The sequence below is a fragment of the Conexibacter stalactiti genome (assembly GCF_033542075.1).
Lineage (GTDB): Bacteria > Actinomycetota > Thermoleophilia > Solirubrobacterales > Solirubrobacteraceae > Conexibacter > Conexibacter stalactiti.
Map to the genome: position 1 here is coordinate 65,078 of NZ_JAWSTH010000021.1, position 6,147 is coordinate 71,224.

The window sequence follows — 6,147 nt, forward strand, 5'->3', positions numbered from 1 at the left end:
TGGCGGTTGGATGGCCAGGATGCCGGAGAGGCTAGCGGCGGCTGGGCATGCCACGCCGGTCACTGAAAGCGTCCCAGGGGTGGATACAGTAATGCTTGTGATCGCCTGAGTAGCGGGATTCCGGCTGAAGACCATTCGTACCCCGAGTCTGTTGTATAGGCACTGAGCGCCAATGGAGTACGAGATTAGAAATCCTGGCCCGCTGGAGCGAACGTCGGTCGTTATGCTGCTTATGTTGGGTAGTGAGCTGGCAAACGACGTATGACTAAGGATGACGCCGTTTAGGACGACGTAGCTTCTGATCGCGGCTGTGCATCCCGAGGGAGTTACGACGCCGGTTAGTAGGATTGTCGCTATCGGGGTGCCTGCAGTTTTAATTATAGATCTGGGTGTTAGCATGCCCAGAGTGATCGTGCACGTGTATGTGAGTCCTGAAGCTGACAGTGAAAGCGTGCCGCTTGCTGTGAAGTTTGTGGCTGAGATTGAGAGTCTGGTCGCGGTGGCTGAGTTGACGGCGGTCCCGAATGCGACTGCTGCGACGATGGCGACGAGCAGGCTTTGGATCCGGTTGGTGGGCATCGGAGGTCTCCGATGTGCGGTGACGGGTGTGCGCGCACGCTGTCGGCGTTTTCGCTGGTCCCCTCCTCGATGCTGGGTGTGTGCCGGCTTCCGTGGGGCGCTTGTTCAACCTATAGTCAGAATTCCGGTCTGTCAACGAGGTGGTCAGCCCCTCGCGGCGGGGCCGCCGCGTGCGTAGCATCGGAGCTGTGAGCGCCGAGACGACCCCGAGACTGCTGGAGCACCTGCTCGCCACCGACGGCGAGGCGCTCGGCGATCTCTCGACGTGGCTGCACGACGGCGACGCCGAGCTGAGAGGGATCAGCTGGGATCCGGTCACGCGCGCGCTGATCGTGCCGTTCGCGCAGGAGCCGTTCGGCGCGGGCGGGCTGCAGCCGCGGCATGTGCGGCGGACGTGGTTCTTCGACGAGTACGAGCTGCCGATGCTGGCGTGCCGGCTGATCGTGCACGGCGCGGGCAGACCGCGCAGCCGCGACGAGCTGTCCGACCGCCAGTGGGTGGGACTGCTGGGGATCGCCCACTACGAGGCGATCGCGGCGCTGCGGATCGAGTTCGGCGACGGCGGCTGGCTGGAGGTGCCGGTCAGATCGCTGTTCGTCGAGCTGGAGGTGAGTGACGTCGTCGTGACGGTCGCGCGGCGGCGCGTCGGCCGCTGGATACCGTTCTCCTCGACGTCATACGCCAGACGGCGCGGACCCGCGTAGCGCGGGCCGGGGACGACCTGCCTAGCGCAGGTCGCCGGTGGCGCCGGTCAGCTCGCGCGCGTCGCGCAGGTCCAGGCGCGGCGAGGAGCAGCTGTCGTCGTGGCAGACGACGGTGTGACCACTGTTGCCGGCGTGGAAGTGGACCGGCTCCGGGCGGGTGCTGGAATCGAAGATGTTGCGTACGGCGGAGATGAGTGCGGCCATGGTGTGGTTCCCCCAGGTGATTGGTGTCTCAGTGCACTCATCAAGGTACGGACGACGCACCGGTGTCACTGTGAGCGTCCGCACGAAACCTGTGTGACGGTGAACACGCACCTTCGATCACGGCAGCAGGCGCGCGTCTCCTACAGTGGGAGAGCACCGTGTCCCACAGCGAGCGCGACAGCGACCACGACGACGCCCGCCTGACGCCCGCCGAGCGGGTGCTGCGCCGGCGCACCGACGCGACGGCGCACGGCCGTCCGCTGTCGTCGACCTCGCGTCAGGCGCAGCGCACGGTCGAGGCGTACCTGCAGGGCGGCAACCCGCCGCGCTGGATGGAGCGGATCGGCGAGATCGACGCCGGCGTCGCGCGCGTGCGCAGGGAACTGGCCGCCGCCCACCGCGAGCTGCGCCACGCCTGCGGCGCCGACCCTGACGAGTTCGCGCGGCGCTGGCGCGAGCGCGCCCACGCCTGCGACTTCCACGACCTCAACGCGCTGATCCGCCAGCACAACGAGTGGTACCCGGTCGAGCGCGACCTGCCGGTCGACCCGCGCACCGGCGAGTACCTGCCGGTCCACGGCCGCTCGTACCTGCGGCCGCTGCTCGGCCCGGGCTGGGTGCTGGAGCAGTTCCCCGCGCGCTGAGCGTGGAATCGGCTGGCGCCGAACCCGCGCCGCTCAGAGGTCGACGACGCGCAGCGACGGCAGCCGCTGCTGCAACTGCTCGGCGACGACGCGGCGGTGGCAGCCGCTCGGTTCGGCCTCGAGGCACAGCAGCGCGGTCGCGGGGGAGGGGCCGGCCAACTCGGCGGCGAGCGCGTCGAGGTCGCCGGCGGCGGTCGCCTCGACGTGGGCGCGGAACTGCTCGGCGGCACGCGCGACGGCGCCGGTGCGGTAGAGCGGGCGGATCTCCGGCGGCGTGCCGAGCGCGCGCCGGTGCTCGTAGGAGATCCCGACCGCGGCGAGCCGCTCGCCGAGCTTCGTCTTCGACATCCCCGGCCGGCGCGACTGCGGCCGGTAGCGGACGTCGATCACGCGCTCGACGCCGGCCGCCTGCAGCTCGGCGACGAGCGCGTCGGGCAGCAGCCGTTCGTAGCCGATCGTCCACAGCGCGGGCATCGCATCACCGTAGCCGACGGCAGCGTCGCGAAGAGCGCCGAGCCGCCAAGACGACGATCCGGGCTCCGCTTTCCGGAGTAAGCTGCCCGGCCATGATCGACCACTCCGGCTTGGACCGGCGCAGCTTCCTCAAGGCCGGCGGGGCGGCGACGCTCGCGCTCGTCGGCGCCGCGGCGGCCGCGCCGGGCAGAGCGAGCGCCACCGCCGCCGCGGCCGCCAGCAGCGGTGGCTTCGAGCCGCTGCGCCGCGGCAGCTGGAGCGCGCTGCCCGCTGACGCGCGCGGCTTCACCGCCGCCGCGCCCGGCGGCGGCCCGCTGACGTTGCGGCTGGTCGCCGTCGAGGACGTCGCCGGCGCCGCCGGGCGCCGTGCGCTCGCCGGCAGCGAGGACGCCTTCGCGCTGACGCTGCGCGGCCGGCCCGGCCTGGCGCAGGGCGTGCACGCGCTCAGCCATCAGTCGCTGGGAGCGGTCGAGTTGTTCCTGGCGCCGGTCGGCAACGGCGGCGACAGCGGCGAGCAGACGTACGAGATCGTCGTCGACCGCTCGGTCGCGCTGTCGTAGACGCCGCCGCGCCGGTACCATCCGCCCATGATTTCGCTGATCACTCGCGTCGCCGCGTTCGTCGCGTTCGTCGTGCTGGGGATCGTCTGGTCCTCGGAGCAGACGGAGACGCTCGCGATGTTGTGGGCGGTCTCGTTCGTGCTCGTCGCCGTCTCCGCGCTCTGGAGCGACCTCGAGCCCGGCTCGCGCCCGTCGCCGAGCGCCATCTGGGCCGCGCTGCCCGGTCCGTCGAAGAACCCCGACGACTACCGATGAGCGCTCCCGACCCGCTCGAGCAGCTCTCCTCCGAGCAGCTCCACGATCTCGCCGTCAGGCATGCCCGTCATCACCTCGACGTCGGCTTCTTCTGGCGGCTGATGAAGGTGCTGCCCGCGGCCGAGGCGGCCGCCGGGGAGGACGACGAGGCGGAGGCTGACCTGCAGTCGCTCGTCGCCCACATCGACGACGTGACCGAGTCGGGCAAGGGCGAGGTCGGCGACCTGCTGCGCCCGTTCTACCTCGACTACCTGCGCCAGCACAACGTCACGCCGAAGGGCTGAGCGGCGGCCGTCGCGTCCGCGCGACGGCCACGTGCTCCGGCGTCAGCAACGCCGCTGAGCGCCGCTCACCGCTCCAGCAGGTCGAGCGTCCACGCGGCGCCGCTGCCGCGTCCCTCCGGCGCTCCCAACTCGGCGTCGAGCCCGGCAGCCCGCACCAGCGCCAGCACGTCGGCTGGCCGGCGCGGGGCCCGCGGCGCCAGCAGCAGCTCGCGCGCGACCTGGCCGCGCGTCGCCTTCGCCATGTGCGAGATCACCTGGCGGCCGCCGTCAGGCTTCAGCTTGAAGGCGCGCACCTCGACGCGCGCCGCGGCGCTCGGCCGCCAGACGGCGCTGTAGCCGCCCGAGCGGCAGTCGACGATCAGCTCGCGGCTGTGGTCGCGTTCGGCGAGCGCCGCGGCGATCAGCGGCCGCCACGCCGCCGCGAGCGTGCCGAAGCCGTCGACGGACGCGTCGATCGGCAGCTTGTAGCCGGGGACGCGGTCGGCGGGCGCGAGCAGGCCCCACAGCCCGCTGGCGATCAGCACGCTTCTGTTCGCGCGGCGCTTGGCGCCGGCGGGCAGCGACGCGTGGTCGAGTCTGGCGTAGAGGACGCCGGTGTAGACCTCGGCGGCCGGCGCCGCCGGCGCCTGCGCGATCGCGGGGTCGACGGCGGCGATCAGGCGCTCGCGCAGCGGGGTCAGCGTCGCGGCGAAGGAGAGCGCGGAGAGATCGAGGGGCGCGCGGCGCGCGGAGGGCGTCGCCTTGCCCTCGGAGGGCGGGAGCATCAGCAGCATCGGACCGGGCAGCCTGCCACGCCGCGCGCCGCGATGCCGCGCGGTCGCCGCTCCGCGCGCTCAGGCCACCGCGAGCGCGGGGGCGCTGCCGTCACACGGCAGCCGCGCATGGACGCGGAAGCCGCCGTCGCCGGTCGGCGCCGCCTCCAGCTCGCCGTCGAGCAGCCGCGCGCGCTCGCGCATCCCCGCGATCCCGTGGCGCGAGCCGGCGCCGCTGCCGCACGGCGTCGGCGGCGCCGCGTTGCGGACGTCGACGAGCAGGTCGCCGTGCTCGACGCTGAGACGGACCTCGACCGGCGCGCCGTCCGCGTGCTTGCGCGCGTTCGTGAGCGCCTCCTGCACGATCCGGCAGGCGGAGGCGAGCACGCCGGCGGGCGCGGCCGCGAGCGCCGCCCTGTCGAGCGCGAGCGCGATCGGCTGGCCGGCACGGCGCGCGTCGCTGGCGAGCGCGTCGAGGTCGTCGAGCGAGGCCGCGCCGACGGTCGCCTCGTCGCCGGCGCGCAGCGCCTCCAGCAGCCGGCCCAGCTCGACGTGGGTGCCGGCGACGGCGTCGTCGAGGTCGTCGAGCGCGCGGCGGGCGCGCTGCGGATCGCGCGGCAGCGTCGCGCGGGCGCCGGCCGCCAGCAGGCCGATCAGCGAGACGCCGTGGGCGACGACGTCGTGCAGGTCGCGCGCGACGCGCGCCCGTTCGGCCTCCAGCGACGCCCGCAGCCGTTCGGGCGCCGCATCCGCCAGCCGCCGCTCGTCGAGCCGCAGGCCGAGCGCCAGCAGTGAGCTGCCGCGCACGTACCAGCCGGCGAGCCAGCTGAGCGCGACGACGCAGGCGACGATCGGCAGGTCGGTCAGCACTGTGCTCGGGATCAGCAGCCCGACGGTGACGAGCGCGACGACGCCGACGACGACGCCGCCGGCGATCGCGCGGCGGACGGTGGCGGCGTGCGCGGCGGCGGCGTACGGCGCGAAGACGATCACCGCGACCAGGGTCACGCCGGCCCGCGGCATCCAGCCGACCTCGTTGCGCAGGCAGAAGCCGCCGAGCACCAGCACGCAGGCGGCGGCGAACGGGGCGCGACGGCGCAGCAGCAGCAGCGGCAGCACGATCAGCGCGACCCCGCTGATCCAGCCGCTCGCGTCGCCGCCGCGGTCCAACTGCTCGATCGCGAGCGTGGCGAGCGCGAGCGCGGCGATCAGAACGTCGACGGCGCGCGCCGTCCACGCGTCCGGCGCGGCGTCGGCGACAGCAGCGGCGGGGACGGCGGTCGTCGCGTCGCTGACCGGCAGCGCGACCTCGATCCGCCAGCCGCGCATCCCGCGGCGCGTGCGCAGCGCGCCGCCGTGCAGTCGCGCGCGTTCCCGCGCGGAGGCGAGCAGCGCGGGATCGCGCAGCTGGGCAGGCCGGCGGCCGCGCCCGTGGAGCACGACCGCGAGACCGTCCGGGCGCCGTCGCACGCCGACGACCGCGGCGCTGCCGTCGCCGGGGCCGGACAGCAGCTCCTCGACGATGCGGCCGGCGGCCAGCTCGGCCGGCGCACGGCCGGCGGCGCGCTCCAGCGGCGCCCCGCGCTCGACGAGCGTGACGTCCCAGCCGTGCTCGCGCTCGACGCCGCCGGCCCGGACACCGCGCTGCCCTCGGCGCGCAGCACCTGCAGCAGGCGCCGAAGTCGGATCGT

The 6,147-nt window shown here is 73.7% G+C and carries 9 protein-coding genes; 5 read left to right on the forward strand and 4 right to left on the reverse strand.

Annotated features, from left to right (window positions below; all coding sequences use genetic code 11):
- Positions 1 to 767: 767 nt before the first annotated feature.
- Positions 768 to 1,283 (forward strand): hypothetical protein, encoded by a 516-nt coding sequence (locus tag R7226_RS10455; RefSeq protein ID WP_318597064.1) that lies wholly within the window; start codon positions 768 to 770, stop codon positions 1,281 to 1,283.
- A 21-nt stretch (positions 1,284 to 1,304) separates the two neighbouring features.
- Here R7226_RS10455 and R7226_RS10460 read toward each other — a convergent pair whose 3' ends face one another.
- The gene (locus R7226_RS10460; protein WP_318597065.1) at positions 1,305 to 1,487 is read right to left on the reverse strand and encodes a hypothetical protein; all 183 of its coding nucleotides are present in this window, start codon (positions 1,485 to 1,487) and stop codon (positions 1,305 to 1,307) included.
- A gap of 158 nt (positions 1,488 to 1,645) precedes the next feature.
- On the opposite strand from R7226_RS10460, the gene R7226_RS10465 reads away from it, so the two are divergent.
- Entirely contained in the window at positions 1,646 to 2,131 is a 486-nt protein-coding gene (locus R7226_RS10465) for a hypothetical protein (protein ID WP_318597067.1), read from the forward strand.
- A 33-nt stretch (positions 2,132 to 2,164) separates the two neighbouring features.
- Here R7226_RS10465 and R7226_RS10470 read toward each other — a convergent pair whose 3' ends face one another.
- On the reverse strand, positions 2,165 to 2,605 hold the full coding sequence (locus R7226_RS10470; RefSeq protein WP_318597069.1) for a DUF488 domain-containing protein: 441 nt from the start codon (positions 2,603 to 2,605) through the stop codon (positions 2,165 to 2,167).
- A 92-nt stretch (positions 2,606 to 2,697) separates the two neighbouring features.
- Here R7226_RS10470 and R7226_RS10475 point away from each other — a divergent pair, with 92 nt between their 5' ends.
- Genes R7226_RS10475 through R7226_RS10485 form a run of 3 tightly spaced genes read left to right on the forward strand, consistent with a single transcriptional unit; the run spans position 2,698 to position 3,704 of the window.
- On the forward strand, positions 2,698 to 3,165 hold the full coding sequence (locus R7226_RS10475; RefSeq protein ID WP_318597071.1) for a DUF6916 family protein: 468 nt from the start codon (positions 2,698 to 2,700) through the stop codon (positions 3,163 to 3,165).
- A 27-nt stretch (positions 3,166 to 3,192) separates the two neighbouring features.
- A complete protein-coding gene (locus R7226_RS10480; RefSeq protein WP_318597072.1) occupies positions 3,193 to 3,420 on the forward strand; it encodes a hypothetical protein in 228 nt (75 codons plus the stop codon).
- Complete coding sequence (locus R7226_RS10485) at positions 3,417 to 3,704, forward strand: hypothetical protein (protein WP_318597073.1); 288 nt, start codon at positions 3,417 to 3,419, stop codon at positions 3,702 to 3,704. The genes R7226_RS10480 and R7226_RS10485 overlap by 4 nt, the downstream gene beginning before the upstream one ends.
- A 65-nt stretch (positions 3,705 to 3,769) precedes the next feature.
- Here the strand turns inward: R7226_RS10485 and R7226_RS10490 are convergent, their stop codons facing one another.
- Both R7226_RS10490 and R7226_RS10495 read right to left on the reverse strand, forming a co-directional pair.
- A complete protein-coding gene (locus R7226_RS10490; protein ID WP_318597075.1) occupies positions 3,770 to 4,477 on the reverse strand; it encodes a YaaA family protein in 708 nt (235 codons plus the stop codon).
- 60 nt (positions 4,478 to 4,537) lie between these two features.
- Positions 4,538 to 6,147 (reverse strand): sensor histidine kinase (locus tag R7226_RS10495; protein WP_318597076.1); only part of this gene is annotated, 1,610 nt, incomplete at its 5' end.

Bases quoted from the DNA above. Each gene is read 5' to 3' on its own strand.
- R7226_RS10460 (WP_318597065.1), bottom strand. From the start codon at position 1,487: ATGGCCGCACTCATCTCCGCCGTACGCAACATCTTCGATTCCAGCACC.
- R7226_RS10470 (WP_318597069.1), bottom strand. From the start codon at position 2,605: ATGCCCGCGCTGTGGACGATCGGCTACGAACGGCTGCTGCCCGACGCG.
- R7226_RS10475 (WP_318597071.1), top strand. From the start codon at position 2,698: ATGATCGACCACTCCGGCTTGGACCGGCGCAGCTTCCTCAAGGCCGGC.
- R7226_RS10480 (WP_318597072.1), top strand. From the start codon at position 3,193: ATGATTTCGCTGATCACTCGCGTCGCCGCGTTCGTCGCGTTCGTCGTG.
- R7226_RS10485 (WP_318597073.1), top strand. From the start codon at position 3,417: ATGAGCGCTCCCGACCCGCTCGAGCAGCTCTCCTCCGAGCAGCTCCAC.
- R7226_RS10490 (WP_318597075.1), bottom strand. From the start codon at position 4,477: ATGCTGCTGATGCTCCCGCCCTCCGAGGGCAAGGCGACGCCCTCCGCG.